The organism is Nodularia chucula CCY0103 (assembly GCF_963923915.1).
In the GTDB taxonomy this organism is placed as follows: domain Bacteria; phylum Cyanobacteriota; class Cyanobacteriia; order Cyanobacteriales; family Nostocaceae; genus Nodularia; species Nodularia chucula.
In genome coordinates, this window is the sequence record NZ_CAWUOL010000238.1 from 1 (window position 1) to 412 (window position 412).

A 412-nucleotide genomic window follows, 5' to 3' on the forward strand; every position below is an offset into this window, starting at 1 on the left:
TAGGACTTACGCATTGACAAAAGACATCACCTATACACTCTAGTTCATGCGATCGCTATTAAGATTAGCAAAAATATGCTCACGTACAACTAAAGTAAACAGATTTCGTTGTATTTCATACCAATTGCTAATTATTTTTTCAGAGCGCATAAACTCCAACTTAACAAAAGCTTGAAGTGAACAAAAGATGTGAGTCTTAATTGCATGAGTATCTCTAACCATGAACCGACAAATTCCACATACTTGTTTTATGGCTCGATGAAAGGTTTCAATTCCCCAATGAGTATCATGAATTGTGACAAATTCATTTCTAGTTATATCCTCGATTTTTTCCTCATCTGGAAGATACAAAATATAGTGTCTAGAGTCTTCTTTTTTAAAGTCTTTCCTAAACAACTTTATAAATCCAAAT

General features: G+C 32.8%; 1 pseudogene. It reads right to left on the bottom strand.

The annotated features are described in order from the left end of the window. Positions 1-39: 39 nt before the first annotated feature. A pseudogene (locus ACM0OP_RS24395) lies at positions 40-412 on the bottom strand (IS701 family transposase); the annotation flags it as partial.